Origin of the sequence: Microbacterium indicum DSM 19969 (assembly GCF_000422385.1) — a bacterium.
GTDB classification, from domain to species: Bacteria; Actinomycetota; Actinomycetes; order Actinomycetales; family Microbacteriaceae; genus Microbacterium; species Microbacterium indicum.
The window spans coordinates 101,826-127,790 of the sequence record NZ_AULR01000001.1; the positions used below are offsets into that span (position 1 = coordinate 101,826).

At 71.4% G+C, this 25,965-nt stretch carries 21 protein-coding genes and 1 pseudogene; 8 read left to right on the forward strand and 14 right to left on the reverse strand.

The features are described from left to right. Positions 1-31 precede the first annotated feature (31 nt). Entirely contained in the window at positions 32-772 is a 741-nt protein-coding gene (locus H576_RS0100445) for a sulfite exporter TauE/SafE family protein (protein ID WP_029149280.1), read from the forward strand. Here the strand turns inward: H576_RS0100445 and yicI are convergent. The 5 genes from yicI to H576_RS0100470 all read right to left on the reverse strand — a co-directional run bounded on the left by yicI (position 744) and on the right by H576_RS0100470 (position 7,277). Further along, positions 744-3,107, reverse strand: a complete 2,364-nt coding sequence (yicI, locus tag H576_RS0100450) for an alpha-xylosidase (protein WP_029149281.1) — start codon at positions 3,105-3,107, stop codon at positions 744-746. The genes H576_RS0100445 and yicI overlap by 29 nt on opposite strands. Then, a complete protein-coding gene (locus H576_RS0100455) occupies positions 3,107-3,982 on the reverse strand; it encodes a carbohydrate ABC transporter permease (protein WP_029149282.1) in 876 nt (291 codons plus the stop codon). Before H576_RS0100455 ends, yicI begins: the two co-directional genes overlap by 1 nt. After that, a complete protein-coding gene (locus tag H576_RS13725) occupies positions 3,982-4,887 on the reverse strand; it encodes a carbohydrate ABC transporter permease (RefSeq protein ID WP_036318547.1) in 906 nt (301 codons plus the stop codon). Before H576_RS13725 ends, H576_RS0100455 begins: the two co-directional genes overlap by 1 nt. Positions 4,888-4,891: 4 nt before the next feature. Further along, the gene (locus H576_RS0100465) at positions 4,892-6,175 is read right to left on the reverse strand and encodes an ABC transporter substrate-binding protein (RefSeq protein ID WP_029149283.1); all 1,284 of its coding nucleotides are present in this window, start codon (positions 6,173-6,175) and stop codon (positions 4,892-4,894) included. A 94-nt stretch (positions 6,176-6,269) separates the two neighbouring features. Then, positions 6,270-7,277, reverse strand: a complete 1,008-nt coding sequence (locus H576_RS0100470; RefSeq protein ID WP_029149284.1) for a LacI family DNA-binding transcriptional regulator — start codon at positions 7,275-7,277, stop codon at positions 6,270-6,272. Positions 7,278-7,423: 146 nt separating this feature from the next. On the opposite strand from H576_RS0100470, the gene xylA reads away from it, so the two are divergent. Genes xylA through H576_RS0100485 form a run of 3 tightly spaced genes read left to right on the forward strand, consistent with a single transcriptional unit; the run spans position 7,424 to position 11,386 of the window. Beyond that, a complete protein-coding gene (gene xylA / locus H576_RS0100475) occupies positions 7,424-8,617 on the forward strand; it encodes a xylose isomerase (protein WP_029149285.1) in 1,194 nt (397 codons plus the stop codon). 4 nt (positions 8,618-8,621) lie between these two features. Next, positions 8,622-10,007: a xylulokinase gene (gene xylB / locus H576_RS0100480; RefSeq protein ID WP_029149286.1), complete on the forward strand. Its 1,386-nt coding sequence runs from the start codon at positions 8,622-8,624 to the stop codon at positions 10,005-10,007. Positions 10,008-10,066: 59 nt separating this feature from the next. Then, entirely contained in the window at positions 10,067-11,386 is a 1,320-nt protein-coding gene (locus tag H576_RS0100485) for an O-acetylhomoserine aminocarboxypropyltransferase/cysteine synthase family protein (RefSeq protein WP_029149287.1), read from the forward strand. 13 nt (positions 11,387-11,399) lie between these two features. On the opposite strand, the gene H576_RS0100490 is transcribed toward H576_RS0100485, so the two are convergent. Beyond that, positions 11,400-13,916 carry an ATP-dependent Clp protease ATP-binding subunit gene (locus H576_RS0100490; protein ID WP_029149288.1) on the reverse strand — a complete coding sequence of 839 codons (2,517 nt, stop codon included), beginning with the start codon at positions 13,914-13,916 and terminating at the stop codon, positions 11,400-11,402. 149 nt (positions 13,917-14,065) lie between these two features. Then, complete coding sequence (locus H576_RS0100495; protein WP_029149289.1) at positions 14,066-14,464, reverse strand: hypothetical protein; 399 nt, start codon at positions 14,462-14,464, stop codon at positions 14,066-14,068. A gap of 209 nt (positions 14,465-14,673) precedes the next feature. Here H576_RS0100495 and H576_RS0100500 point away from each other — a divergent pair, with 209 nt between their 5' ends. Further along, on the forward strand, positions 14,674-14,922 hold the full coding sequence (locus H576_RS0100500) for a WhiB family transcriptional regulator (RefSeq protein ID WP_005048317.1): 249 nt from the start codon (positions 14,674-14,676) through the stop codon (positions 14,920-14,922). 44 nt (positions 14,923-14,966) lie between these two features. Here the strand turns inward: H576_RS0100500 and H576_RS0100505 are convergent, their stop codons facing one another. The 3 genes from H576_RS0100505 to H576_RS0100515 are packed head-to-tail and all read right to left on the reverse strand — an operon-like array spanning position 14,967 to position 18,277. Continuing rightward, a complete protein-coding gene (locus H576_RS0100505) occupies positions 14,967-16,469 on the reverse strand; it encodes a sensor histidine kinase (protein ID WP_029149290.1) in 1,503 nt (500 codons plus the stop codon). A 3-nt stretch (positions 16,470-16,472) separates the two neighbouring features. Beyond that, entirely contained in the window at positions 16,473-17,657 is a 1,185-nt protein-coding gene (locus tag H576_RS13730) for a nucleotide-binding protein (protein ID WP_051171944.1), read from the reverse strand. Further along, positions 17,654-18,277 (reverse strand): SAF domain-containing protein, encoded by a 624-nt coding sequence (locus H576_RS0100515; protein WP_029149291.1) that lies wholly within the window; start codon positions 18,275-18,277, stop codon positions 17,654-17,656. Before H576_RS0100515 ends, H576_RS13730 begins: the two co-directional genes overlap by 4 nt. A gap of 99 nt (positions 18,278-18,376) precedes the next feature. Between H576_RS0100515 and H576_RS0100520 the strand changes: the two genes are divergently transcribed. Continuing rightward, entirely contained in the window at positions 18,377-18,643 is a 267-nt protein-coding gene (locus tag H576_RS0100520) for a helix-turn-helix domain-containing protein (RefSeq protein WP_029149292.1), read from the forward strand. Between the two features lie 4 nt (positions 18,644-18,647). Here H576_RS0100520 and H576_RS0100525 read toward each other — a convergent pair whose 3' ends face one another. Continuing rightward, positions 18,648-19,226, reverse strand: a complete 579-nt coding sequence (locus tag H576_RS0100525; protein ID WP_036318751.1) for a hypothetical protein — start codon at positions 19,224-19,226, stop codon at positions 18,648-18,650. A 97-nt stretch (positions 19,227-19,323) separates the two neighbouring features. On the opposite strand from H576_RS0100525, the gene H576_RS0100530 reads away from it, so the two are divergent. Further along, entirely contained in the window at positions 19,324-19,740 is a 417-nt protein-coding gene (locus tag H576_RS0100530) for an Rv3235 family protein (protein WP_029149294.1), read from the forward strand. Between the two features lie 6 nt (positions 19,741-19,746). Here the strand turns inward: H576_RS0100530 and H576_RS0100535 are convergent, their stop codons facing one another. Together H576_RS0100535 and secA are read right to left on the reverse strand one after the other, a co-directional pair. After that, positions 19,747-20,970, reverse strand: a complete 1,224-nt coding sequence (locus H576_RS0100535; RefSeq protein WP_029149295.1) for a pyridoxal phosphate-dependent aminotransferase — start codon at positions 20,968-20,970, stop codon at positions 19,747-19,749. A gap of 106 nt (positions 20,971-21,076) precedes the next feature. Continuing rightward, positions 21,077-23,725 (reverse strand): annotated as a pseudogene (gene secA / locus H576_RS13735) (preprotein translocase subunit SecA); the annotation flags it as partial. A 138-nt stretch (positions 23,726-23,863) separates the two neighbouring features. Between secA and H576_RS0100545 the strand changes: the two are divergent. Then, positions 23,864-25,198 (forward strand): hypothetical protein, encoded by a 1,335-nt coding sequence (locus H576_RS0100545; protein WP_029149296.1) that lies wholly within the window; start codon positions 23,864-23,866, stop codon positions 25,196-25,198. 20 nt (positions 25,199-25,218) lie between these two features. On the opposite strand, the gene hpf is transcribed toward H576_RS0100545, so the two are convergent. Beyond that, entirely contained in the window at positions 25,219-25,884 is a 666-nt protein-coding gene (hpf, locus tag H576_RS0100550; RefSeq protein ID WP_029149297.1) for a ribosome hibernation-promoting factor, HPF/YfiA family, read from the reverse strand. Positions 25,885-25,965 lie beyond the last annotated feature (81 nt).

Here is a 25,965-nt window from a genome sequence, read left to right on the forward strand (position 1 = left end):
CCGGGGCGACTCCGGGCGATAGCGTTGTCCGGTGCCGGATCTCTCCATCGTCGCCTGGGCCGCCCTCGCCGTCGGTGCCCTCTTCGTGGGCCTGTCCAAGGCCGCGCTCCCCGGGGCCAACACCCTCGCGATCGCCATCTTCGCGACGGTTCTGCCGGCGAAGGCCTCGACGGGCGCGCTCCTGCTGCTGCTCATCTGCGGAGACGTGCTGGCGCTCCTGATCCACCGCCGCCACGCGCGGTGGCGCGCCCTGATCCCCCTCATCCCCGCCGTCCTCGTCGGGGTCGTCGCGGGATCCGTGTTCCTCGCCGTCGCGAGCGACGCGTGGACGAAACGGCTGATCGGGGCCATCCTCCTCGTCGTGATCGGGATCACGCTGTGGCGGCGCCGCCGCCCGGCGAAGACGGAGTCTCGGCCGGGCGGCCGCGCGATGGGGGCGGCCTACGGATCGCTCGGCGGGTTCACGACGATGGTCGCGAACGCCGGCGGCCCCGTCATGACGATGTACTTCCTCGCGATGCGCTTCCCCATGCGCGAGTTCCTCGGAACCGCCGCGTGGTTCTTCGCGGCCGTCAACATCGCGAAGCTCCCCTTCTCGATCGGGCTCGGGATCATCCGCCCGCAGACCCTCCTCATGGACGCCGTGCTCGTCCCGGCGGTGCTGCTCGGCGCCTGGGCGGGCTGGGTCCTGCTCAAGCGCATGGATCAGCGCGTGTTCGAGATCGTCGTCACGGTACTGACCGTCATCGGCGCGGTGTACCTGCTCGTGTGAGCGTCGCGGATCCGCCCTCTGACGCCGTCGCCTCTCCGCCGACGAACGCGGCCCGGAAGCCTGCGACGTCGGCCGACGTCACCGTGACCTCGTCGCCCCACGCGACCTCGAAGCGCCCCGTCCGCCCGTCGGGCGCCGTGACCTCGACGGTGCGGGTCCCCTCGCCCGCCGGCGACACGAGGACGAGCGGGTCCGCGAGGTAGTCGTACTCGGCGGAGTCGGCCGCGTCGCCCGTGACGACGACGCCGCCTGGACGCACGTACAGCGGCAGGCTGTCGAAGCCGTGGGTCTCGCGGATCCAGCGCCCTCCCGCCACCCGCTCGCCCGTGGCGAGCGCCGTCCACTCCCCCGACGGGAGCCAGAACTCGACCTCGCCGTCCTCCGAGAACACCGGCGCGACGAGCAGGTCGGGGCCGAGCAGGAACTGCCGGTCGACATAGGCCGCTGCGGGGTCGTCGGGGAACGCGAGCGCCATCGGCCGCATGACGGGCGCCCCCGTCTCGTGCGCCTCGCGGCCCGCCTGGAAGAGGTAGGGCATGAGCGAGAGCTTGAGCCGCGTGAACGCGCGCAGCGTCGACACGGCGCTCTGCGGGTCGGACTCGTCTCGCCCCTCGCGCTCGTCGAAGGGCCACGGCACGCGGTAGTTCTCGGATCCGTGCAGCCGGCTGTGGCTCGACAGCAGCCCGAACGCGACCCAGCGCTTGAACACGGCCGGATCGGGCATGCCCTCGAAGCCGCCGATGTCGTGGCTCCAGAACCCGAACCCGCTCATCGCGAGCGAGAGCCCGCCGCGCAGCGTCTCGGCCATCGACGCGAACGACGAGGTGTTGTCCCCGCCCCAGTGCACCGGCATGCGCTGGCCGCCCGCCGTGGCCGAGCGCGCGAACACGACGGCGTCGCCCTCGCCGCGCTCCTCCCGCAGCACCTCGAAGACCGCCTCGTTGTAGCGCTGCGCGTAGAGGTTGTGCATGCGCTCGGGGTCGGAGCCGTCGGCGTAGACGACGTCGACGGGGATCCGCTCGCCAAAGTCGGTCTTGAACGCGTCGACCCCCTGCCGCACGAGGCGGCGCAGGTGATCCTGGTACCAGCGGGTCGCGTCGGGGTTCGTGAAGTCGACGATCGCCATGCCCGCCTGCCACATGTCCCACTGCCACACCGATCCGTCGGGCCGCGTGAGGAAGTAGCCCCGCTCGCGGCCCTCGGCGAACAGCGGCGAGCGCTGTCCGATGTACGGGTTGATCCACACGCACACGCGCTGCCCCTTGTCGTGCAGCCGGGCGAGCATCCCGTCCGGGTCCGGGAAGACCCGCGGATCCCAGGTGAAGTCGCTCCAGTTGAACTCGCGCATCCAGAAGCAGTCGAAGTGGAAGACGTCGAGGGGGATGTCGCGGTCGCGCATGCCGTCGATGAAGGCGTTCACGGTCGCCTCGTCGTAGTCGGTCGTGAAGCTCGTGGAGAGCCACAGCCCGTACGACCACGCGGGGACGGCGGCGGGGCGGCCCGTCAGCGCCGTGTACCGCTCGAGCACGCCGGCCGGCGTCCCGCCTCCGATCACGAAGTACGAGAGCTGCTCCCCCGAGACCGAGAACTGCACGCGCTCGACGACCTCGGATCCGATCTCGAACGACACGTGGCCCGGGTCGTCGACGAGCACGCCGTATCCGCGGTTCGTGAGGTAGAACGGCACGCTCTTGTAGGCCTGCTCGCTCGACGTCCCGCCGTCGGCGTTCCAGATGTCGACCGTCTGCCCGTTCTTCACGAGCGGGCCGAAGCGTTCGCCGAGCCCGTAGACGACCTCGCCGACGCCGAGGTCGAGCTGCTCGTGCACGAAGGTGCCTGAGGCGGGGCGCGAGGTCTCGGCCCCCGCCTGTGCCGTGACGCCGCCGTCGAGGACGGCGGACGGATCCGTGCGGACGTAGCCGATCGACTTCTCGCCGCTCGACGTCAGGATGCGGCCCGTCTCGGCGTCGCGGAACACGAGGCTCCACGGCGCGCCGCGCCGGATGGTCGCCGTGACGCCGCCGCTCGTGAGCGTCGCCTCCTCGTCGCCGATCGCGATGCGCCCGTGGCCCTCCTCCGCGCCGGGCAGCTCGAAGCTCGTGCGCCGCCTGGCTCCGTCGTGGTGCACGATCCGGACGCCGATCACGCCCGGGAGAGGCGACGAGAGCGCGACCGTCAGGACGGGGCGGTTGAGGGTGTCGCCGCGCCGCGAGATCACGGACGTCGGGACGGTGGCGTACAGCACGCCGCCCTCGCTCCACGCGTCGTACGCCTCGCGCCCGTAGAGCGCGTCGACGCCCGGCCGCAGCTTCCAGAATCCGTCGGTGAACTTCATTACTTGACTGCCCCTGCTGTGATGCCGCGTGAGAGCGTGCGCTGGAAGATGAGGAAGAAGACGAGCGTCGGGATGAGGCCGAGGAGCGCCGAGGCGCTCGTCGTCGTGACGTCCATGAGCCTGTCGCCCTGGAGCACGCTGACCGCGACGGGGACCGTCTGGTTGTCGTTCGAGATGAGGAACGTCAGCGGGATGAGGAACTCGTTCCACGTCCAGATGAAGAAGAACACCATGAGGACGCCGAGCGTCGGGCGGCTGATCGGGAACACGACCTGCCACAGCGCGCGCCACCGCCCCGCGCCGTCGAGCGACGCCGCCTCGAGGATCTCCTTCGGGAAGGTGCCGAACACGCTCGCGAGCAGGTAGGTGCCGAAGGCGCTCTGGATCACGACGAAGGTGACGATCACCGACCACACGTTGTCGTACAGGCCGACCGCCCGGAAGATCGAGTAGAGGGGGTAGAGCAGGACCTCCTGCGGGAGCATGTTCGCGAGCAGGAACACGAGGATCAGCGGGACCCGCCCCTTGACGCGCCCGATCCCGATCGCGAACGCGTTGAGCACCGAGACGATCACCGCGATGACCGCGACGACGCCCGCGATGAAGAAGCTGTTCCAGAGCTTCTGCCCGAACGCGACCCGGTTCCAGAAGCTCACGATCCCGTCGAAGTACAGGCCGCTCGGCAGGTCGAGCGGGCCGCCCGACGCGTAGTCGGCCGGCGACTTGAACGAGTTGATGAGGATCACGAGGAACGGGAAGACGACGACGAGCGCGCCGACCGCGACGAGGGCGAGGACTATCCAGTCGCCCGGCGTGCGCCTCCTGCGGTTGCGGGGCGCGCGCCCCGGCGAGACGAGGGTTGCTGTCGCGCTCATCAGCGCTCACTCTCCTTCCGCTCGGCGCGGTTCTGCGCCCAGACGAACACGATCGACACGGCGACGATCACGATGGTCAGCGCCGTCGCGATCGCGGCGCCGTAGCCCACCTGCTGGCTCTGGAAGAACTGGCTGTAGGCGTAGTAGCTCGGCACGGTCGTCGCGAAGTTCGGCCCGCCGCCCGTCAGCGCGTACACCGGCCCGAAGACCTTCAACGCCGCGATCGTGCAGGTCAGCGCGACGACGAACACCTCGGGCCGGATCATGGGCAGCGTGATCGCGCCGAAGCGGCGGAACCAGCCCGCGCCGTCGATCTCGGCGGCCTCGTACAGCTCGGGGTCCACGCGCTCGAGCGCCGCCATGAAGATCACGATGGGGTAGCCGATCTGCACCCACACGAGCACGACCATGATGCTCCCGAGGGCGGTCGACGGGTCGCCGAGCCAGTTGCCCGCGAGCGAGCCGAGCCCGATCGCCTCGAGGATCGTGTTGAGCGCGCCGTTCTCGGGGCGGAGGATCCACCCGATCACGATCGCCGCGATGACCGAGGGCAGGATCTGCGGAAGGTAGTACGTCGCGCGGAAGAAGCTCGCGAGGCGGCCGCCGAACTTCCGGCCGACGACGTCGAACATCGCGGCCGCGAGCACGAGCCCGAGGATCGTCGGCGCGATCACCATCGCGAGGATCATCGCGATCGAGTTGCGGAACGACAGCCAGAAGCGCTGGTCCTGGAAGAGGGCGATCCAGTTGTCGAGCCCCGACCACCGGGGCGCCACGACGCCCCGGTAGTCGGTGAAGCTCAGGTACACGTTCCACACGAGCGGCACGATGATGATCACCGTCAGGAGGAACAGTCCGGGCAGCAGGTACCACCAGTAGCTGCGGCCGGCGAGGACGGGCTTCATGCGGTCAGCCCTGGGCGGGGATGCCCGCGGCGTAGTCGGATCCGACCTGCTCCTGCATCTGCTCGGGCGTCAGGGTGCCGTTGAGCAGCCCCTGGAGCCCCGCGTTGAGCTCGTCGTAGAACGTCGGCGTCGGCCAGTCGGGGTAGAAGCCCAGGCCGTCACGGTCGAGCAGCGTGTTGAAGTTCTCGGTCAGCGACGCGACGTCCTCGTTCGTGAGATCGGCCTCGTCGGCGTTCACGGGGACGCCGCCGTTGTCCGCGAGGATCGCCTGGATCTCGGGGCGCAGCGTGATGTCGATGAACTGGGCGGCGAGGTCCTTGTCGCCCGAGCGCTCGGGGATGACCCAGATGTTGCCCGACGAGCCCGGCGCCATGTCGGAGCCCGGGAAGAGGAACGTGCCCCACCCGTGGTCGGTCTCGTCGAGGAAGCGGCCGTACCACCAGCTGCCCGAGACGAACATCGGGTACGTCCCGTTGATGAAGCCGGTTCCCGCGTCCTCCGCGAGCAGGCCCGTCGCGTCGGGCGAGACGTAACCCGCGTCGACCCAGTCGGCGAGGGTCTCGGTCGCGTAGCTGATCTCGGGGCCCTGGAAGTCGACGGGGTTCTCGTAGAGCTGGTAGTCGTCGACCCACTGGCGGTCGGCCTGGCTCAGCGCGAGCTGGTACCAGAGCTGGCCGAGGGGGTACTCCGACGCCGCCTCCGCGAGCGGCGTGACGCCCTGGTCGGCGAACGCCTGCATGACGTCCTCGAGCTCGTCGACGGTCGTCGGGACCTCGAGCCCGTACTCGTCGAACATGTCGGTGTTGTAGTACACCTGCACGTACTCGCCGTAGGTCGGGACCCCGTACCAGGATCCGGATCCCATGACCCCGTCCTCGTCGTAGCGCGCCGTCGTCTGGATCGACGGCGCGAGGGTGTCGTCCCACCCGTACTCGTCGACGTAGTCGTCGAGCGGGGCGAGGAGGCCCTGGCTCGCGAGGAGGCCCGCCGTCGCGTTGCCCTTGTTGTACTCGAGCAGGTCGGGGGCCTCGTCCGAGTTGAGCACCTGGCTCGCCGTCTGGCGGATCTGCTCGAAGCTCCGCTCCTCGAACTCGACGGTCGCGCCCGTCTCCTCCTCGAAGATCTCGATCGCCCTGTTCCAGGCGATGCCCATCGCTGAGTTGTCGCCCTCGTAGTGCCAGAGCGTCAGCACGCCGTCCGATTCCTGTGCCTGCGAGCCGCAGCCCGCGAGCGCCGCGATCGCGAGCGCACTCGCGCCCACCGCAGCCGTGATCCGTCGCATCCTCATGTCCTGCTACCTCCTTGTAGCCGGGCCTCGCCCGGTCGATTCGTCGTCATTGTCGAAGCGCTTCGATTGTGCGGCGCGATAGCCGCTCTGCGGATCAGTCCCTCGGCATCACCGACCCGCGATCGACGTACTCGGGCTCGATGAGCAGCGGGTCCCCCGCCGGCGCGCCCTCGATCGCGGCGACGACCGATTCGACGGCGACGCGGCACAGGCGCTCGATGGGGTGGACGATCCCGCTCAGCGGCGTCTCGAGCGCGCCGGGGTCGTAGCTCGCGCCCGCGGCGACGAGCGAGAGGTCGCCCGGGATCGACACGCCGCGCTCGACGAGGCGGCGCTCGGCCTCCTCGACGACGGGCTCGTTCGAGTGGAAGATGACGCCCGTGACGCCGGCGGGATCGTCGAGGAGCGCGTCGATCGCGCGCGCCCCGGATCCCCGAGCGAGCTCGGCCCACCGGCGCACGATCCGCACGCCGCGCTCCTCGGCCGCGGCCGTGAGCCCCGCCTCGAAGCGCGCGATGAAGCCCTGCCGGCGATCGACGTATCCGTGCGGGTGCCCGACGACCCCGACGGTGTCGTGGCCCGCGTCGGCGAGCCGCTCGAGCGCGATGCGCCCCGTGGCCTCGAAGTCGAGGTCGGCCCGCGGAAGGCCGTCGGCGCCCTGCGGATACCCGATGAGCGAGGTCGGCACGCCGATCTCGCGGACGAGGTCGACGCGCTCGTCGACCTCGGCGATGCCCATCGCGACGACGCCGTCGACGAGAGCCGTCGACGCGACGCGCTGGATGCCGCTCACCTCGTCGTCGGTCGCGAGCAGCAGGACGTCGTAGTCGTGATCCCGCGCCGCCTGCACGACGGCCTGCACGAAGCGCATGTGCGTCGGCATGTGGCCGTCCTCGTGCAGCGGCGCGCTGAGAGCGAGGATGTTCGTGCGCGATCCGGCGAGCATGCGCGCAGCCGCATGGGGCCGGTAGCCGAGCGAGCGGATGGCGTCCTCGATCCGCGCCTTCGTGTCGGACGAGATCGCCCTCTTGCCGGAGAGCGCGTACGACACCGTGCTGATCGACACGCCCGCGGCCCGCGCCACATCGCTGATCGTCGCCACTCTCGCCTCCTCGCGGTCCCGGACTCGAAGCGCTTCGACGTCGATGCGCTTCGACGACCATATGGGTACGTCGAGCCCGTTGTCAACGCCCGGTTCCGGTGATATGTTCTGAATCGCAACAATTCATCGACGACGCTGGAGACCCCATGTCTGTGACCCCCACCAAGGCCGATCGCTTCTCGTTCGGACTCTGGACCATCGGATACAACGGCACCGACCCGTTCGGCGGCCCCACCCGTCCGCCGCTCGACGTCGTCCACGGCGTCGAGAAGCTCGCCGAGCTCGGCGCGTACGGCCTGACCTTCCACGACGACGACCTCTTCGCCTTCGGCTCGACCGACGCCGAGCGCCAGAAGCAGATCGACCGCCTCAAGGGCGCGATGGCCGACACCGGCATCATCGTCCCGATGGTGACCACCAACCTCTTCAGCGCGCCCGTCTTCAAGGACGGCGGCTTCACATCGAACGACCGCGACGTGCGCCGCTTCGCGCTCCGCAAGGTGCTCCGCAACATCGACCTCGCCGCCGAGCTCGGTGCGAAGACCTTCGTCATGTGGGGCGGGCGCGAGGGCGCCGAGTACGACTCGGCCAAGGACGTCCAGGCCGCGCTCACGCGCTACAAGGAGGCTGTCGACCTCCTGAGCCAGTACGTGCTCGACAAGGGCTACGACCTGCGCTTCGCGATCGAGCCCAAGCCCAACGAGCCCCGCGGCGACATCCTCCTCCCGACGCTCGGCCACGCGATCGCGTTCATCGACTCGCTCGAGCACCCCGAGATGGTCGGCATCAACCCCGAGACGGGCCACGAGCAGATGGCGGGCCTCAACTACACGGCGGGCATCGCGCAGGCGCTGTACCACGGCAAGCTCTTCCACATCGACCTCAACGGCCAGCGCGGCATCAAGTACGACCAGGACCTCGTGTTCGCGCACGGCGACCTGCACAACGCGTTCTCCCTCGTCGACCTCCTCGAGCACGGCGGCCCGCAGGGCGGCCCCGCGTACGACGGCCCCCGCCACTTCGACTACAAGCCCAGCCGCACCGAGTCGGAGGACGGCATCTGGGACTCGGTCAAGGCGAACATGGCGAACTACCTCATGCTCAAGGAACGCGCCGACGCGTTCCGCGCCGACCCCGAGGTGCAGGAGGCCCTCGAGGCCGCCAAGGTCGCGGAGCTCTCCGTCCCGACGCTCGGCGAGGGCGAGACCTACGCCGACCTGCTCGCCGACCGCGCCTCCTACGAGGACTTCGACGCGCAGCAGTACCTCGGCGGGAAGGGCTTCGGCTTCGTCCGCCTGCAGCAGCTCGCGACCGAGCACCTGCTCGGCGAGCGCCGCTGATCCGATGACGCGGGTTGCGGGCGTCGACTCGTCGACGCAGAGCTGCAAGGTCGTCGTCGTCGACGCCGCGACCGGCGCCGTCGTGCGCGAGGGCCGCGCGTCGCACCCCGACGGCACCGAGGTCGATCCGGCCGCGTGGCTGCGGGCGCTCGAGGAGGCGCTCGCGGCCGCCGGCGGCCTCGGCGACGTCGACGCCGTGTCGATCGGCGGCCAGCAGCACGGCCTCGTCGCGCTCGACGCCGCCGGCGAGGTCATCCGCCCGGCCCTGCTGTGGAACGACACCCGCTCCGCGCAGGCGGCGGCCGACCTCACCTCCGAGATCGGCGCGGGCGACTTCGCCCGGCGCACGGGCCTCGTCCCCGTCGCGTCGTTCACGATCACGAAGCTGCGCTGGCTCGCCGACGCCGAGCCCGAGAACGCCGCACGCGTCGCGGCGGTCGCGCTCCCGCACGACTGGCTGACGTGGCGGCTGCGCGGCTTCGGGCCCGAGAACCCCGTGCTCGAGGAGCTCGTGACCGACCGGTCCGACGCGAGCGGGACGGGGTACTTCGACCCCGACCGGAACGCGTACGACCGCGATCTGCTGGCCCGCGCGCTGCGGCGCGACGACGCCTCGGGCATCGTGCTGCCGCGCGTCCTCGCACCGCACGAGAGCGTCGCGGGCCCGGGCTTCCGGGTCGCCCCCGGCGCGGGAGACAACGCGGCGGCCGCCCTCGGGATCGGCGCCCGCACGGGCGACATCGGGGTGTCGATCGGCACCTCGGGCACGGTCTTCGCGGTGTCGGCGACGCCCGTGCGGGACGAATCCGGGACCGTCGCGGGCTTCGCCGACGCGGCGGGCGGCTTCCTGCCGATCGTCACGACGCTCAACGCGGCGCGCGTCCTCGACACGACGGCGGCCCTTCTCGGCGTCGACCACGCCGAGCTGTCGCGCCTCGCGCTCGAGACCGAGCCGGGTTCCGGCGGCCTCGTGCTGCAGCCCTGGTTCGAGGGCGAGCGGACCCCCAACCGCCCCGACGCGACCGCCACGCTCTTCGGGATGACCCTCGCGTCGACGACGCGGGCGAACCTCGCGCGCACCGCGATCGAGGGCGTCATCGCGGGGCTCGCGGGCGGGCTCGACGCGATCCGCGAGCACGGCGTCGAGGCGAAGCGGGTGCTGCTCACGGGCGGCGCCGCGCGCAGCGAGGCCGTGCAGCAGGTGGCCGGGCAGCTGTTCGGCGTGCCCGTCGCGGTCCCGGATCCGGGCGAATACGTCGCCCGCGGAGCCGCCATCCAGGCCGCGTGGGCCCTCGCCGGCGAGCGGCCGGACTGGACGCTCGATCTCCTCGCCGAGATCCCCGCGGATCCCCGCCCGGAGGTCCTCGCGCAGTACACCGCGCGGGTCTGATCCGTCACGCAGGGAAACAGCATTCGTCGGGTGCCGCCCTCTCCCCCCACAATGGTGAGATGGCGACACCCGACGAGCTCTCTCCCGCGACGATCCAGCTGCACGAGGGGCACACGCCGGGGACACCGCACAACACCGTCGCTCCCCCGATCTACCAGACCTCGGCGTACCAGTTCACGTCGCTCGAGGAGGCGCGCGAGCTCTTCGCGCTGCGCCGCAAGGGCAGCATCTACAGCCGCAACTCGACGCCGACGCAGTCGGTCTTCGAGAAGCGCATCGCCGCTCTCGAGGGCGGCGTCGCGGCGGCCGCGACGGGATCCGGCCAGGCGGCGACGACCGTCGCGACGCTCGCGCTCGCCGGCCGCGGCGGGCACATCGTCGCCTCGAGCTCGCTCTACGGCGGCACGATCGACCTCTTCGACGACACCTTCGCCGACTTCGGCATCACCGTGACCTTCGTCGACCAGGACGACGTCGACGCGTGGCGCGACGCCGTGCGCCCCGAGACGCGACTGTTCTTCGCCGAGACCGTCGCGAACCCCGTCGCACAGGTGCTCGACGTCGACGCCGTCGCCGAGATCGCCCACGCGGCCGGCGTCCCCCTCGTCATCGACAACACCGTCGCGACCCCCGCGCTCATCCGCGTGAAGGACCACGGGGCCGACATCGTCGTCCACTCGGCGACGAAGTTCATCGCGGGCCACGGCACGACGCTCGGCGGCGTCGTCGTCGACCTCGGGACCTTCGACTTCGCGGCCGAGCCCGAGAAGTGGCCCGGCCTCTTCGAGGCGCACTGGCGCTACGGAGGCGTCGCGCTGTGGGACGCGTTCGGGCGCGAGGGCGCGTTCACGACGCTCATCAAGAGCAAGTACGTCTCCGACCTCGGCCCCGCCCTCAGCCCCTTCAACGCCTTCCAGCTGATCGAGGGCCTCGAGACGCTCGACCTGCGCATGGAGCGCCACTCGCGCAACGGCCTCGCGGTCGCCGAGTTCCTGCGGCAGCACCCCGCCGTGCGCGTCGTCAATCACCCGGGCCTCAAGGACAATCCCTGGTACGGGATCGGCCGCACCCTCTACGGGAAGACGCTGCCCTCGGTGTTCTCCTTCGAGCTCGTCGAACCCGAGGGATCGAGCGACGAGGAGTCGTTCGCGCGCGCAGCGCGCCTGACCGACGCGCTGCGCATCGTGAAGCTCGTCGCCAACATCGGCGACGCGCGCACGCTCGTGTGCCACCCCGCGTCGATGACGCACAACCACATGACGCCCGAGCAGCTGCGCGCCGCCGGCATGTCGTGGTCGACGATCCGGCTCTCGGTCGGGCTCGAGGCGGCGGGCGACATCCTCGCCGACCTCGGCCAGGCGCTCGACCAGCTCGTCTGACGCCCGGCCGGGATCAGGCCGCCGCGAGAACGCGCGCCGACACCTCGAGCGCGCCGTCCCGCGCGTCGACGACGACGGACCCGCCGTCTGTCAGCTCCCCCGAGACGAACAGGTCGGCGATGCGGTCGTCGACCTCGCGCTGGATCACGCGACGCAGCGGGCGCGCGCCGTACTCGGGCTCGTAGCCGTTGTCGGCGAGCCACGAGGCGGCGGCCGGCGTGACGTCGAGCGTCACGTCGCGCCCCGCGAGGCGGGTGCGCGTCGCCCCGAGGAGCAGGCCGACGATCTCACCCAGCTGCGCGCGGTCGAGCTTGCGGAAGAGCACGATCTCGTCGATGCGGTTGAGGAACTCGGGCCGCATCGCCTCGCGGAGCCGGCCCATCACGCGGTCGCGCAGGTCCTTCTCGTCGAACTCGCGCCCCGTGTTCGTGAACCCGATGGCGCCCGAACGCGACGCGAGGAACTCGCTGCCGAGGTTCGACGTCATGATGATCACGGTGTTGCGGAAGTCGACCGTGCGCCCCTGGCCGTCGGTCAGGCGGCCGTCGTCGAGCACCTGCAGCAGGATGTTGAAGACGTCGGGGTGCGCCTTCTCGATCTCGTCGAAGAGCACGATCGAGTACGGGTTGCGGCGCACGCGCTCGGTCAGCTGACCGGCCTCGTCGTAGCCGACGTACCCGGGAGGGGCGCCGACGAGACGGCTCACGGTGTGGCGCTCGCCGTACTCCGACATGTCGAACCGGATCACCGCGCCGTCGTCGTCGAACAGGCTCTGCGCGAGCGACTTCGCGAGCTCGGTCTTGCCCACGCCCGTCGGGCCGAGGAACAGGAACGAGCCGACGGGACGGTGCGGGTCGCCCATGCCCGTGCGGCTGCGGCGCACGGCCTTCGCCACGGCGGTCACGGCGTCGTCCTGCCCGATCACGCGGGCGTGGAGGTCGCCCTCGAGGTCGGCGAGGCGCGCCCGCTCGGTCTCGGTCAGGCGGCTCGCGGGGATCCCGGTGGCGCGGCTCACGACGGCGGCGATCTGCTCCTCGTCCACGACGGGGAGCTCGCCCGACGGCGATCCTCCGCGCGTCGCCGCGTCGATGCGCTCCTGCACCCGCCCGATCTCGTCGCGGATCCGCGACGCCTCCTCGTAGTGCTCGGACTCGACGGCCTGGTTCTTGTCGGCCTCGAGCGTCGCGATCCGCTCCATGAGCTCGGTCACGTCGACCGCGACGCCCACGCGCAGGCGCAGACGCGCGCCGGCCTGGTCGACGAGGTCGATCGCCTTGTCGGGGAGGACGCGGTCGTTCAGGTACCGGTCGCTCAGGTGCACCGCCGCGGCGAGGGCCGCGTCGGTGTAGCGGACCTGGTGGTGCTTCTCGTACGCCGGGCGCAGGCCCTCGAGGATCCGCACGGCGTCGTCGACGCTCGGCTCGCCGACCCGGACCGGTTGGAAGCGCCGCTCGAGCGCCGCGTCCTTCTCGATCTTCCGGTACTCGTCGAGCGTCGTCGCACCCACGAGGCGCAGCTCGCCGCGCGCGAGGCGGGGCTTCAGGATGTTGCCCGCGTCCATCGCGCCGCCCTCGCCGCCGCCCCCGGCGCCGACGATCGTGTGGATCTCGTCGATGAAGAGGATCACCCCGCCCTTCTCGGCGGCGACCTCGTCCATCGTCTTCGTCAGGCGCTCCTCGAAGTCGCCCCGGAAGCGCGCGCCGGCGAGCATGCCGGCCATGTCGATGCTGACGACGCGCTTGCCCGCGAGCTGCTGGGGAACGCTTCCATCGACGATCGCCTGCGCGAGCCCCTCGACGATCGCGGTCTTCCCGACGCCCGCCTCACCCACGAGGACGGGGTTGTTCTTGGTGCGGCGCGAGAGGATCTCGATCGTCTGCTCGATCTCGTCGGCGCGGCCGATCACGGGGTCGAGTTCTCCCGCCGTCGCGCGCGCGGTGAGGTCCACGCCGTACTTCTCGAGCATCGACTCGTCCTGCTTCTGCGCGGCGGCGCCCTCAGGCGTCTGCACCTGCTCGCGCACGCCCTGCATGAGCGTCTCGGGGGTCACGCCGCGGGCCGCGAGGATGCGGCCGGCCGGAGTGTCGGGGCCGAGCGCGAAGGTGAAGAGGACGTGCTCGGGGTCGACGTAGGTCGAGCCCGACGAGCGCGCGACCTGCAGCGACTGGAACAGCACGCGCTGCACCGCCGAGGTCATCTGCGCCGACTCGACGTCGGCGGGCTCGCGCTCCTGCGGGAGCGACTGCTCGGCGGCCTCCGCCACCTCGCCGCCGTCGACGTCGATCGCCGACAGCAGCGCCGCGATCTGCGGCTCGTCGACGAGCGTGCGGAGCAGGTGCAGCGCGTCGACCTCGTGCTGACCGCGGCCGATCGCGTATGCGCCGGCGTTCTGGATGATGGCGTGCGTGCGCGCGCTGAGGTGGCGTCCGATGTCGATGGAGCGCCCCGAGCGCGCACGATCGCCCTGCAGGAAGCGCGACCAGAGCTCGCCGAGCGAGTCCGCGTCCTGGGGGAAGTTCGTGTCGGCCATGTGCGTCTGACTCCTCGTGAAACGTGATCCGATGCGACTCGACCAGGGAAGTTGAGTCGCGGTGTATCAAGTTCAACGCGGGGCGGCGCCGGTTATTCCCGGGCGCACGAAGAAGGCCCGGATCCCTCCGGGCCCCGCGACGGCCGCGCTCAGCCGCGCTGTTCGGACGAGCCGGGCCGCGTCGAGAGGATCACGAGCGCGAAGCCCGCGACGGCGGGGATCGCGAGCGCCGCGGCGATGCCCCAGTGGCCGGCGCCGCCCGTCACGGATCCGACCGCGATCGCGAACAGGAGCACCTGCGCGACGACGCCGCCCGAGCGCGCCCAGGTCAGGCCGCGCGGGACGCCGACGGCGAAGGCCGCGACGGCCGCGACGGCCGCGAGCGTCATGAAGATGAGCGCGATGGCGCTCGGGACCATCGCTGCGTCGCCCGCGAACAGGTCGAAGACCTGCACGATCGCGAGGACGAGGAGTCCTGCCGCCTCGAGGCCGAGCAGGGCCGCCGCGGCGAGCGCGACGGGCCGCCGGACGGGTGCTGCGTGCGTCATGAGGGCCTTTCGAAACCGTGCGCGACCTGGATGTTCAAGAAAACCCTTGCCACACGGCATCACCTGTACGAAAATTGTTAACGGTGTGTTTCCCACAGCGCGGTGGGGCTCCGTCTCCGGCCGGAACCGCACATCGACCAGCTTAGTCGGCCCGACGGCGACAGCTGAGCCCCCACTGAAAGACCCCACCTCGCAAGGAGCACCACCGCATGGATTGGCGTGACAAGGCCGCCTGCCTCACCGTTGACCCCGAGCTGTTCTTCCCGGTCGGCAACACCGGCCCGGCCGTCGACCAGATCGAGAAGGCCAAGTCGGTGTGCGCCCGCTGCACGGTGACCGAGGTCTGCCTGCAGTACGCCCTCGAGACCGGTCAGGACTCGGGCGTGTGGGGAGGCCTCAGCGAGGACGAGCGCCGCGCCCTCAAGCGCCGGGCCGCGCGCGCCCGCCGCGCCAGCTGACTCCCCCGACGACAGAACCCCCGCCGCGGCGGGGGTTCTTCGCGTCAGACCTTCTTGCTGCGCAGGGGGAACTGGATCGTGACCTCGGTCCCGCCGTCGAAGTCGGTTCCGGGATCGGAGATCGACGACCACGAGATCGTCCCGCTCAGCTCTCCCTCGATGAGGGTGCGCACGATCTGGGTTCCGAGCCCGCGCCCGACCTGACCCTCGGGCAGGCCCGTTCCGGTGTCGCGAACGCGGACCGTGAGGTCCTGGGTGCCGCGGTCGGCGACGATCTCGACGCTGCCCTCCTGCCCCGCGAAGCCGTGCTCGACGGCGTTCGTCACGACCTCGGTGAGGGCGAGCGCGAGCGGCGTCGCGTACTCGCTCGGGAGCGTGCCGAAGGATCCCGTCGTGTGCGTGTGCGCGACGGTGTTCTGCGTCGTCGCGACCTCGGCGGCCAGCCTCAGCACGCGCGTGAAGACCTCGTCGAAGTCGACGTTCTGCGAGAGTCCCTCGGACAGGGTGTCGTGCACGACCGCGATCGACGCGACGCGACGCATCGCCTCTGTCAGGGCCTGGCGCGCCTCGTCGCTCGTGGTGCGGCGGGCCTGGATCCGCAGCAGCGACGCCACGGTCTGCAGGTTGTTCTTGACCCGGTGGTGGATCTCGCGGATCGTCGCGTCCTTGGTGAGGATCTCCTGCTCCTGGTTGCGCAGCTCGCTGACGTCGCGGCAGAGGACGATCGCGCCGATGCGCACCCCGTGGTCGCGGAGCGGGATGATGCGCAGCGCGACCGTGACGCCGCGGGCCTTGATGTCGCTGCGCCACGAGGTGCGGCCCGTGAGGAGCTGCGGAAGCGAGGCCTCGTCGGCCGACGCGTCGCGCTCGGGAGGCATGATCTCGCGAGCGACGTCGGCGAGCGTCTCGCCCTCGAGCTCGTCGACGAAGCCGATGCGGTTGAAGGCCGAGAGGCCGTTGGGGCTCGCAAAGGTCACGACGCCGTCGGCGTCGAGGCGGATGAGGCCGTCGCCCGCGCGCGGGGCGCCGCGTCGGGGGCCCGTCGGCGCCTCGGCGTCGGGGAAGTCGCCCGTCGCGATCATGCTGAAGATCGCCTCGGCGCACTCGTCGAAGGTCAGCTGCTGGCGCGAGGGCGCTCGCACCTCGCTGAGGTTCGTGTGGCGCGTGAGGACGGCGATCGTCCGGCGCTCGGATCCGTCGCGGCGCACGATCGGCACGGCCTTGACGCGCGTGGGGGTCTCTTCGAACCACTCGGGGCTCGACGAGTCGACGATCTCGCCCGTCGTGAACGCCTCGCGCACCTGGCGCACCCACTGCGGGCGCACCTTCTCGCCGACGATGTCGCGGTAGAAGAGCGTCGCGGATCCGCTCGGGCGCACGTGGCCGACGGCCTGGAACGAGTCATCCGACCCGGCGCCCCAGATCACGATGTCGGCCGACGCGAGATCGGCGAGCAGCTGCCCGTCGCCGTTGACGCGGTGGAGCCATTCGATGTCCGTCTCGCCGAGACGGCCCTGGGCTGTGAGCAGATCGCTGAGGGTCGACACCCTTCACAGCGTAGCCGCGAGTCGCTGCACCGCCGTGCCGATCGCGGTGCGTCGCCGCCGCGCGAGGATCGGACGCGACTCGAGGAGCGCCTGATCCGCCGCGCGCGCGTCCTGCGGCACGAGGTGCGGGCCCTCGACGTCGGCGAGGAGCGCGAGCGTGCGGCGCACCTGCGCCGCGCCGTCGACGCCGAGCGCGCCGCCCCGCATGCGGTTGACGACCGTGACGATCTTCGCCTGCGGCGCGACCTCGCGCACCCGCTCGACGCCGCGCACGAACCGCGCGATCCCCACGGCGTCGGCCGAGGCGACGGCGACGACGCGGTCGGCCGCCGCGAGCGACGCGAGGGTCGCGGCGTTGCGGCGCGGCCCGGCGATGTCGCTCACGATCTCCTCGTCGGCCTCGAGCGGCGCCGCGACGTCGACGATCACGTCGTCGACCCACCCGCGCGCGACCCCCAGCGCGGCGCCGACGCGGCGCGCCGAGAGCTCGGGCCAGCGCGCGGGCCTGTTGATCCCCGTGAGCACCTCGACGGGATGGCGGGCGACGTCGAGCGGCGCCGCTAGGCGGGTGAGCTCGGGCCCGTCGAGCACCCCGTAGTCGGTCTGTCGGCACGCCGAGGCGAAGCCCGGCGCCTCGTCGGAGAGGCCCAGGCGCTGCGCGACCGACGGAGCATGCGTGTCGGCGTCGACGAGGGCGACGCGGGATCCCTCGCGCGCCCGCGCCGCGGCGAGCGCGATCGCGAGGGTCGTGCGGCCCGGCGCCCCGTGCGGCCCCCACACGACCGTCACCCCGCCGTCGGGGCGCGGCTCCTCGGGCTCGGGCGCCGCGAGGTCGGCCTGCCGCAGCCGGGCCGCGACCTCGGACGCGTCGGCTGAGAGCGGAAGCGCGGGAGGGAGGCCGAACGACGCGACCGCGCGCCGCTCGGCCCCGCGATCGGCGAGGGCGACGATGCGCGCGCCCGACCTGTCGCACATCGCGACGACGTCGGGGACGAGGACGGAGCGGGTCGCGTGGACGACGACCGCGTCGGCCTCGCGCAGCGCATCCCACACCCGCGCCGACGCGTCGCCGACCGCGGCGAGGAGGTCGTCGGGCCGCACGAGCGCCGCGACGTCGACGCCCTCGTCGGCGAGCTCGGCCGCCAGGCGCGAGCCGTGGGGCTCGGCGACCGCGACGATCGCGCTCATCGGCCGCCGCCCGCGACGGGGACCGCCGACAGCGCCGATCCGCCGGAGACGTTCGCGAGGACGACCGCGACCGCGTCGCGGGGCACCACGAGCTCGAGCTTCGCGCCCGCCTGGCTCACGACGCCGTCGTCCTCGATCACCTGCCCCACGACGGCGTCGGGGACGATGAGCGCGGGCTCGTCGTACTCCCCCGGTCCCACGGGCGCCGCGGCCCAGAGCTCGACGCTCGAGCCGGCCTGGACGCCGACGGGCACCTCGAGTGCGCTCTGCACGACGAGGGTCGTGACGTCGAGGTCGGCCGCCGCGCCCGTCGCCGACACGGGGATGAGCTCGCCCGCGGCGAGCGCGCGCGTCGCGACGAGGCCGTCTTCGAGCGCCGCGGGGTTGAGGTAGCCGTCGGCCGACGAGCCGAGCTGCACGTCGACCGCGACGACGTCGGACGCCGTGAGGGTCTGGCCCGGCACGATCGTGCCCGCCGCCGCGAGCGCCGGCTCGGTCGTGCGGGCGGACTGCACGACCCACCACACTCCGGCGATCGAGGCCCCGATGAGGACGAGGCCGAGGAGGAGGCGCGGATCGGCCCACGGCCGGCGCTGGGACGCTCTCGGGGTGCTTGCCATGGAGCCGATCGTGGCAGAGATCGCGATCGTGCCTCGAAAATTATCCACAGGGCCTCTCCGGCGCTGTCCCGAGGGCGGCCGCCGCTTCATAATGGGGACATGTCGACGGATCGCACCGCGCAGTTCTTCACCCCCGCGCAGGTCGCCGAGCTCCTCTCCCTCGAGCCCGACGAGGTGATCCGGCTCGTCTCCGACGGCGCCCTCCGCGGCACGCGCCTGGGCGATCCCCCGCGGTGGCGCATCGAGCGCGACAGCGTGCGCGAGTACGTCGACGACCAGAACGAGATGACCCGCCGCCACGCCCTGTGGCGCCAGTCGAACGCCGCGAGCATGCCCGAGGTCTGGGGCTCGCACATCTCGATCTGACGGGTCAGACCTCAGCGTCGGCGCGGTTGTCGACGCGCACCCGCGAGATCGCGGCGAACGGGACGGTGACGACGCGCGCGACCTCGCTCGCGCGAGGGGCCGACCCCGCGTCGTGCACCGCGATGTCGAGGTGATCGGATCCGACGAGCGCCGGAGTCCCCTGCAGGTCGCCCGTGCCCGGCCGCGCGACCGCCACGGCCGTGCGCCGCCGCGCGAGCGAGCGCAGGACGAAGCCGAAGCGCATGCGAGCCGTGAGCGGATCCGCCCCCGCCGCCGCGCCCGCGAGCGAGATCCCCCGCACGGCGTGCAGCGGGACGATGTCGAGGCCGGACCCGCCCTCGGGAGCGAGGGCGATCCAGTCGGAACCGACAGCGAGGACCGCGCCGCGCAGCGCCTCCCCTCCCGCGATCTCGATCGCGACGGGCGCGCCCACGCCGCGCGCCGCGAGGCGCTCGGCGAGCGAGGTCATGGCGACCCGCACGCGCTCCGTCTCGGCGGCGAGCTCGTGCTCGGCCGCGTCGATCTCGGCCGCGAACTGGTGCTCGAGGTCGTCGAAGAGGTGATCCCACCTGCCGTCGCGCATCGGGACAGCGTACAGCTCGTGCATAACGTACGATCAGCCCACCCACAGGCATATAAACGTCTACCCGGTATCCCAGTCGCGTGGTTCGGTGGACCGCATGACTGCCGCCCGGTCCAACCGCCGCACCGAAGACGTGCGCGACTTCTTCGCGCGCCAGCCCACCCGCACGGCCGACCTGCCGGATCCCCTCCCCCTCATCACGTCGCTCGCGGGAGGCGTCCTCGAGGTGATCGCCGGCGTGCGCGACGTCGATCAGCTCGCGCGCTGGCTCGACGAGGGGCCCTATCAGGCGCTGCTCGTCCGGGCGAACCTCGCGGCGCGCGCCCGCAGCGCCCGGGGAGAGAGCGCGCACCATCCCGCCTACCAGGTGCAGTCGGCGCACCACTCCTCGCCCGCCGACGGCGTCGTCGAGGGCGTCGCGGTCGTCGCGACCCCGCGCCGCACGCGCGCGATCGCGGTGCGGCTCGAGGGCGCGGACGGCCGCTGGCGCGCCGCGTCGCTCGCCGTGCTCTGACGCCCGCTACTGGCGGTAGGACGCGAGGAAGTTTCCGAGGCGCTCGATCGCCTCGCCGATCACCCGCGGCTCCGGAAGCGTCACGACGCGCAGGTGGTCGGGCGTCGGCCAGTTGAAGCCGGTGCCCTCGACCATGAGGATGTGCTCCGAGAGGAGCAGGTCGTAGATCAGCTTCTTGTCGTCGTGAATCTCGTGCACCTCGGGGTCGAGGCGCGGAAACGCGTAGAGCGCGCCGCGCGGCTCGACGCACGAGACGCCGGGGATCGCGTTGAGCCCCTGCCACGCGATGTCGCGCTGCTCGTGCAGGCGGCCCGTCGGCGCGATGAGCGCGTCGATCGACTGGACCCCCGTGAGCGCCGCGAGCACCGCGTGCTGACCGGGGGCGTTGGGGCTCAGCCGCGTCGAGGCGAGGAGCTGCACGCCCTCGAGGAAGCCCTTGGCGTGCTCGCGCGGCCCCGTGATCACGAGCCACCCCGAGCGGTACCCCGCGACGCGGTAGGTCTTCGACAGGCCGTTGAACGTGATGCACAGGAGGTCGGGCGCGATCGATGCCATCGGGATGTGCTCGGCGCCGTCGAAGAGGATCCGATCGTAGATCTCGTCGGAGAGCAGGAGCAGCGAGTTCTCACGGGCGATCTGCGCGATGCCCTCGAGGATCTCGCGCGAGTACACGGCGCCCGTGGGGTTGTTCGGGTTGATGACGACGATCGCCTTCGTGCGCGGCGTCACCTTGGCGCGGATGTCGTCGAGGTCGGGCTGCCACCCGTTCGACTCGTCGCACGCGTAGTGCACGGGCGTTCCGCCCGAGAGGCTCGTCATCGCCGTCCACAGCGGGTAGTCGGGCGACGGGATGAGGACCTCGTCGCCCTCGTCGAGGAGCGCCTGGGTCGTCATCGTGATGAGCTCGGACACGCCGTTTCCGAGGTAGACGTCGTCGACGTCGAAGCGTGGGAATCCCGGGACGTTCTCGTAGCGGGAGACGATCGCGCGCCGCGCCTCGACGATGCCGCGGGCGTCGGTGTAGCCGTGGGCCGTCGGGACGGCGCGCACCATGTCGCGCACGATCTGGAACGGCGCCTCGAACCCGAAGATCGCAGGGTTGCCCGTGTTGAGCTTCAGGACGGTGTGGCCTGCGGCCTCGAGCTCGTCGGCCTTCGCGAGCGCTGCGCCCCGGATCTCGTACAGGACGTTCTGGAGCTTGGCCGACTGATCGAGGGGTCGCAGGTTCATGAACCCACCCTAGTGGCGCTCGCTACTTCTTCTTCCCCTGGCGGCGGCGCTCCTCGCGGTTCATGGGCTTGCGGCCGTCGCCGTCGTCCGTCGCCTGCGCGCGCTGCGTGGCGGCGCGGTTGACCTGGCCGTCCTCGCGGCGCACCTCGACGTCGCCGTCCTCGTCCGGGGCCGAGTAGGCGAGCTGGCGCGCGTCGGGCTGCTGCGTCTCGAGGCCCTTCGCCTCGACCTCGGCGCCGCCCTCGCCGCTGTTCACCTGCACCTCGAGGTTGAACAGGTAGCCGACCGACTCCTCGCGGATCTGGCCCATCATCGACTGGTACATCGAGTGGCCCTCGCGCTGGTACTCGACGAGCGGGTCGCGCTGCGCCATCGCGCGCAGGCCGATGCCGTCCTTGAGGTAGTCCATCTCGTAGAGGTGGTCGCGCCAGCGGCGGTCGAGCACCTGCAGCACGACGCGGCGCTCGAGCTCGCGCATCGCGGGCGACCCGAGCTTCTCCTCGCGCTTCTCGTATGCGATCTTCGCGTCGCTCAGGATCTCGCGCTTGAGGCCCGCCTGGTCGATGCCGCCGCGGCGGCCGCCCGCCTCGGCGACGACCTCCTCGATCGTCACGTCGATCGGGTAGATCTGCTTGAGGTCGGTCCAGAGCGCGTCGAAGTCCCAGTTCTCGTTGTGACCCGACGAGGTGTGGTCGTCGATCACCTGGTTCAGGGTGTCCTCGAGGAAGTGCTGGACGCGCTCCTGGATGTCGTCGCCCTCGAGCATGACGCGGCGGTCCTTGTAGATCGCGAGGCGCTGGCGGTTCAGCACGTCGTCGTACTTGAGGACATTGCGGCGCGACTCGGCGTTGCGGCCCTCGATCGACGCCTGGGCGCTCTTGATGAGGCCCGAGATCGCGCGGCCCGTGATGACCTGCGTGTCGTCGAAGTCGGTGCGGGCGAGCATCGCGTCGGCGAGCGGCGAGCGGAAGCGGCGCATGAGCTCGTCCTCGAGCGACAGGTAGAACCGGCTCTCGCCGGGGTCGCCCTGGCGGCCGGCGCGACCGCGCAGCTGGTTGTCGATGCGACGCGACTCGTGGCGCTCGGTGCCGAGGACGTAGAGGCCGCCGGCCTCGCGGACCTTCTCGGCCTCGTCCTTGGCCGACTCCTTGACCTCGGCGAAGACGGCGTCCCACTCGGCCTCGTAGACCTCGGGCTCCGTCTCGGCGGGGTCGAGCCCCTTCTCCTTCATCTTCTGCACCGCGAGGAACTCGGTGTTGCCGCCGAGCATGATGTCGGTTCCGCGGCCCGCCATGTTCGTCGCGACCGTCACGGCGCCCAGGCGGCCGGCGACGGCGACGACCTCGGCCTCGCGCGCGTTGTTCTTCGCGTTGAGGACCTCGTGGCGGATCCCCTTCTGGCGCAGGAGCGAGGAGAGGAGCTCGCTCTTCTCGACGCTGACCGTTCCGACGAGGACGGGCTGGCCCTTCTCGTGGCGGTCGGCGATGTCCTCGACGACGCGGTCGAACTTGCCCTTCTCGGTGCGGTAGATGACGTCCTGCTCGTCCTTGCGGATCATGGGCCGGTTCGTCGGGATCGGGAGCACGCCGAGCTCGTAGGTCGACATGAACTCGGCGGCCTCGGTCTCGGCCGTTCCCGTCATGCCCGAGAGCTTGTCGTACAGGCGGAAGTAGTTCTGCAGCGTGACGGTCGCGAGGGTCTGGTTCTCGGCCTTGACCTGCACGCCCTCCTTCGCCTCGATCGCCTGGTGCATGCCCTCGTTGTAGCGGCGGCCCGCGAGGATGCGGCCCGTGTGCTCGTCGACGATCATGACCTCGCCGTCCATGACGACGTAGTCCTGGTCGCGGTGGAAGAGGGCGACGGCCTTGATCGAGTTGTTGAGGAACGAGATGAGCGGGGTGTTCGCCGACTCGTAGAGGTTGTCGACGCCGAGGTGGTCCTCGACCTTCTCGATGCCCGGCTCGAGGACGCCGATCGTGCGCTTCTTGATGTCGACCTCGTAGTCGACGCCCTCCTCGAGGGTGCGGGCGATCTTCGCGAACTCGGTGAACCAGCGGTTCGCCTCGCCCGAGGCGGGGCCCGAGATGATGAGCGGCGTGCGGGCCTCGTCGATGAGGATCGAGTCGACCTCGTCGACGATCGCGTAGAAGTGGTCGCGCTGCACGAGGTCGTCGCGGCTCGCGGCCATGTTGTCGCGCAGGTAGTCGAAGCCGAACTCGTTGTTCGTGCCGTACGTGATGTCGGCCGCGTACTGCTCGCGGCGCACCGCGGGGGTCTGGCCCGACACGATGATGCCCGTCGTCATGCCGAGCGCGCGGAACACGCGCCCCATGAGGTCGGCCTGGTACGAGGCGAGGAAGTCGTTGACCGTGATGACGTGGACGCCCTTGCCCGCGACGGCGTTGAGGAACGCCGGCATCGTCGCGACGAGCGTCTTGCCCTCACCGGTCTTCATCTCGGCGATGTTGCCGAGGTGCAGCGCCGCGCCGCCCATGACCTGGACGTCGTACGGGCGCATGCCGAGCGTGCGGCTCGCCGCCTCGCGCACGGCCGCGAAGGCCTCGGGCATGAGGTCGTCGAGCGACGTGCCCGCCTCGTAGCGCGCGCGCAGCTCGGCCGTCTCGCCGCGCAGATCCTCGTCGGTGAGCTTCGCGAAGTCGTCCTCGAGCGCGTTCACCGCGTTGACGACGCGCTGCAGCCTGCGGCGCAGTCGCCCCTCACCGGCGCGAAGCAGTTTCTCCAGCGGATTGGCCACGTATGACTCCTCGATCGGATCGCCCCGCGCGTTCGGGCGCAGGGCATACCCGCCCATCCTATGCGCGCGTGTCTATGAACGCGCGGAGGCCTTCCCGATGCGGATCCCGCTCATCAGCGCGCGAAATAGACTCGCCTCATGGCTATCTGGGGCAGGCGGCGTCGCGAGCGCGAACAGGCCGAGGCGCAGCAGCAGGAGAACGATGCCGTTCTCGCGCGGAAGGCGCAGAACGCGCTTGTGAAGACCGACGAGCGGATCCGCACGACGCGCGACGAGCTGGGCTTCGCGCAGGCCGAGCTCGGCGACGCCGCGACGAAGGACCTGCGCGAGGGGCTCGACGCCGTCGCGACCCACATGCGCGAAGCGTTCCAGCTGCACCAGCTGAATCACGACGACATCCCCGACACCCCCGAGGAGCTGCGCACGCGCAACGCGCGCATCGTGCAGCTGTGCGAGTGGGCCGATCAGGTGCTCGACGAGCGCACCGAGTCGCTGCGCGAGCGCGTCGAGAAGGTGCGCGACGCGCCTCGGACGCTGCAGCGCGTGCGCGACGAGGCCGCCGCCCTGCGCGAGCGGATCCCCGCCGCGAAGCAGACGGTCGAGCGCCTCCGCGCGCGCTACTCCCCCGAGGCGATGCACCGGATCGGCGCGAACTCCGGCGAGACCGAGCAGCTGCTCGACTTCGCGGACCACTCGGCGGATGTCGTGGTCCGCCGCAAGGAGGCGGGCCGGCGCGACGAGGCGATGGTGGCGCTCGAGACCGCGACGGAGGCGGTGCGCCGCGCGACGACGATCCTCGACGCCGTCGACGACTTCGAGATCGAGGCGATGCGCGCCCAGACGACGCTCGCCGACGTGATCGCCGACTCCCGCGCCGACGTCACGGCGGCACGCCAGGGCCCCCAGACCTCCGGGGTCCCCGAGGCCATCGCCTCCCTCGAGGGCGCGCTCCGGGCCCTTCCCGCACCGGGGCAGCTGAGCGACCCGTTCGCCGACCTCTCGCGTATCAGCGCCGCCAACGCGGCGCTCGACCGCGCCGTCGAGAAGGCGCGGGAGCGGGCCGCGCGCCCCATCCCGTCGCTCGCGCACGTGCGCCACGAGGTCGACGCCGCCGACCGCGCGATCGCGATCGCCCGCAACCTCATCACGGGCCACCGCGGCTGGATCGGCGCCGATGCCCGCACCCGCCTCACCGAGGCCGAGCGCACGCGCCTCGACATCGACGAGCTCATCGAGGACGAGGACACCCGCGAGGAGGCCCAGCGCCTCGCCCGCCGCACGACGGAGCTCGCGAACGAGGCCCTGCAGTACGCCCAGCGCGACATCGACTCCTCCCGCCCGAACGACTGGGGCGGCGGGGGCTACGGCGGCGGATACGGCCGCCGCGGCGGCGGCATGACGGGCGGCGACATCATGGGCGGCCTCATCGGCGGCGCCCTCCTCGGCGGGCTCATCGGCGACATCTTCGACTGACGAGCCCGCCGAGGCGACTGCTAGGACGCCAGGCGCTGCTCGACCTGCGGCGGGGCGGGCGTCTCGAGCGAGATGACGCCGTAGTCCCAGCCGACGCGGCGGTAGACGACGCTCGGGTGATCGGTGCGCGCGTCGACGAAGAGGAAGAAGTCGTGGCCGACGAGCTCCATGCGGTCGACGGCCTCCTCGACCGTCATCCACTCGGGGCCGAACGTCTTCGTGCGGATGACGACCGGCGAGTAGGGCGCGTCGTCCTCGACGGGCTGGACGGGGACCGTCCCCGTCGCGACGGCGTGCAGGGTGTCGACGTCGGCCGGGGTGATGTCGATGCCCGCGAGGGATCCCGAGGTCTTCTCGAGGTGGGCGCTGCGGGGGCGCTGGCGATCCGTGACCTTGCGCTCCTTCGCGCGGCGCAGCTGGGTCGCCAGCTTGTCGAGGGCCGTCTCGAGCGCCCCGAACTTGTCCTCGGCCCTGGCCTCGGCCCTGGCCATCTTGCCCTTCGCCGTGACGGTCAGCTCGACCTTGGCCTCCTCGACGCGGCCCTGCCTGTGCGCCGTCTGCGTCACCTTGACGTCGAGGCGCTCGGCCTTCGAGGCGAGGGTTTCGATGCGCGAGATCTTGTCGTCGACGACGTCGCGAAAACGGTCGGTGATGCTCACGCCCACGCCCGTGATGTTGGTGTCCATCCTGTGCCTCCCATTCCGGTTCGCCCGGACTGAGCGAACCCTCGGTCGCTTGGTGTTCACCCACCGTAGATGCTCAGGCCA